General features: G+C 63.0%; 3 protein-coding genes and 1 pseudogene. All 4 read right to left on the bottom strand.

Annotated elements, in window-relative coordinates; genetic code table 11:
- Nucleotides 1-61 precede the first annotated feature (61 nt).
- Nucleotides 62-319 carry a hypothetical protein gene (locus M3436_20840; protein ID MDQ3566413.1) on the bottom strand — a complete coding sequence of 86 codons (258 nt, stop codon included), beginning with the start codon at nucleotides 317-319 and terminating at the stop codon, nucleotides 62-64.
- 49 nt (nucleotides 320-368) lie between these two features.
- Nucleotides 369-560 carry a PriCT-2 domain-containing protein gene (locus tag M3436_20835; protein MDQ3566412.1) on the bottom strand — a complete coding sequence of 64 codons (192 nt, stop codon included), beginning with the start codon at nucleotides 558-560 and terminating at the stop codon, nucleotides 369-371.
- 154 nt (nucleotides 561-714) lie between these two features.
- Complete coding sequence (locus M3436_20830; GenBank protein MDQ3566411.1) at nucleotides 715-939, bottom strand: type II toxin-antitoxin system HicB family antitoxin; 225 nt, start codon at nucleotides 937-939, stop codon at nucleotides 715-717.
- A gap of 246 nt (nucleotides 940-1,185) precedes the next feature.
- Nucleotides 1,186-2,239 (bottom strand): annotated as a pseudogene (locus tag M3436_20825) (tyrosine-type recombinase/integrase).

Here is a 2,239-nt window from a genome sequence, read left to right as displayed (position 1 = left end):
CGTGCTTCGCTAGGCCCCCACGATGCAGCTGGCTTTTACCGGGGGAACTCCAAGCACAGCCTCAAGGCCGGGTATCGCCCTCCAGGGCGAGCTCCACAGCCTTTTGCGCCAGTGCTTCAGAGTGGGTCTCCAAGAGCGCGCGCAGCGCGGTGCGCTTGTCCTTCGCGCCTTTTGGCTTGCCGTTTGGGTTACGCCGATAGCTTGAGCCGCCCGATAAAACGTGCGCTCCTTGATCCTGACTCGCTCGCGAGCTTTTTAAGGTGCTTGCCGTCCATGCTATCTTGGGCGCGTTGCCGGTCTCCCTCATTTTCCTGTTCACGACGATCGCGCTCCGCAATTTCTTCGTCGGTTGGCGGTTGTGGTCGCGTCTAGCCGTTGAACCTGAGCCCATGTTGCTGCGCTTCGTGGTAGAGGGTGCCAATGGTTACGCCGCCGTCTAGCGTGATGGAACGCCAGGTGGTTCTCGCGGCTTTCGGATCGTAGTTATCGGCGGTCCGGCTCCATTCATCATATGTGTCAAAGCCCTCGTCGCCAAGCTCGGACTTAACCGCCACTCCCATGCGTAGCCAGGTTTTGCGGTCGCCGGCAGGGATATAGAAAAGCGCGGCTTGAAGGTTGGGATTATCAGCGCTGGAAAACGTCGCCTTCTCAAAAGCAGCATTCCCAGCGCCCCACCGGAATCCTGGTTGCAGATGCCCGCGAAACGACCAACCGTCATGCCGCCGCTCTGTGTGGCTTGGTGCGCGGTTCTGGTAGTGGTCGTCCCATATTGGAGCAAGCTTCGAGCCACGAAAGCATGGCGTCCTGCATCTCATGGACCGCCTCTTCCGGTGTCTCGCCGAATGCCGAACAGCCGGGTAGATCGGGCGCGATGGCGATGTAACCCTCATCGGCATCGCTCCAAAACACTTCCACGAGATACTCACGTATACGCGCCATATTTCTTTACCATTTCGTCAAGTTGTTTGGCTTGATAAGGCTTAATGTAACCGCCGCAATTCTGGAAATTAAGCATCAGCGGTTCGCCTTCCCGCCCATAGGTGCAATGCGATCCCTTACCGCCTTTCCGCTCGAATCCTAGCCATTCCGCTATCCGACAAGCATCCGTGAAACGTATCGACTTCTGACTGTTGCGGATCGCCGCGAATAGTTTGTCCTTTCTGGTCAAGGCTCAGACCGCTTCGATCAAGCCAGTCGGCCTTCCAGCGGCACCACCTCGGCGCCGTTCTTCAGTCCGTCCAGGTAGTCAGCCCACCGCTGCATCATGTCCCGCTGCTCGGCCAGATGCGTGGTGCGGTTGTACGCCCGCCCGAGGGGGTCGCGCACGGTGTGGGCTAGCTGGTGCTCGATGAAGTCGGGCCGCACGCCGAGCACCTCATCGAGGATCGTGCGGGCCATGGCACGGAAGCCGTGACCGGTGATTTCCGTCTTGGCGTACCCGAGCCGTCGTAGGGTCGCGTTCCCGGTGTTCTCACTCAGGGGCCGTGACGCCGACCGCACGCAGGGGAAGACATATTGCCCCCGTCCGGTCAGGGGATACAGGTGCCGCAGGCACTCGACCGCCTGGCGTGACAAGGGCACCAGGTGAGGCTCGCGACTTTTCATGCGGATTGCGGCGATATTCCACTCGGCCCGGTCCAGGTCGAACTCCGCCCATTCGGCTTTCCGCAGTTCGCCGGGCCGAACGAACGTAAGCGGTGCCAGCCGTAAGGCGCAGCGGGTCGGCAGATCGCCCCGGTACCCGTCGATCGCGCGTAGCAGGGCACCCATCGCCTTGGGGTCGGTCATTGCGGCGTAGTGGGTTTCCTTCACGGCGCCAGCGCCCCGCGCAGGTCGGCGGCGGGGTCGCGCTCGGCGCGGCCGGTGGCTATGGCATAGCGGAACACCTGCCCGCAGTTCTGCAAGGCACGGTGTGCGGTCTCGATTGCGCCGCGCGCCTCGATACGGCGAAGGCAGGCGAGCAGTTCGGGCGCCGTCACCTTGCCCACGGGCCGGCCGCCCATCCAGGGGAACACGTCCCGTTCCAGGCGCCGGATGATTTTGTCGGCATGCCCGGCCGCCCAGGTCCGCACGTGCTTTGTCAACCACTCCAACGCCACGGCCTTGAAGCTTCCGGCGTCGCGGTCTGCCCGAACAGCTTTCTGCGCCTTGCGGACCTCGCCGGGATCGGTGCCGTGGGCCAGGTGCTCGCGGGTGCTGTCCCGCCGGCCCCGGGCTTCCTTGAGCGCCACGTCGGGGT

Source organism: Pseudomonadota bacterium, assembly GCA_030859565.1.
Taxonomy (GTDB): Bacteria; Pseudomonadota; Gammaproteobacteria; order JACCXJ01; family JACCXJ01; genus USCg-Taylor.
The sequence above is the reverse complement of the archived record's forward strand: the minus strand, read 5'-3'. Positions and strand labels throughout refer to the sequence as shown.

Bases quoted from the DNA above. Each gene is read 5' to 3' on its own strand.
- M3436_20835 (MDQ3566412.1), bottom strand. From the start codon at position 560: ATGGGAGTGGCGGTTAAGTCCGAGCTTGGCGACGAGGGCTTTGACACA.
- M3436_20830 (MDQ3566411.1), bottom strand. From the start codon at position 939: ATGGCGCGTATACGTGAGTATCTCGTGGAAGTGTTTTGGAGCGATGCC.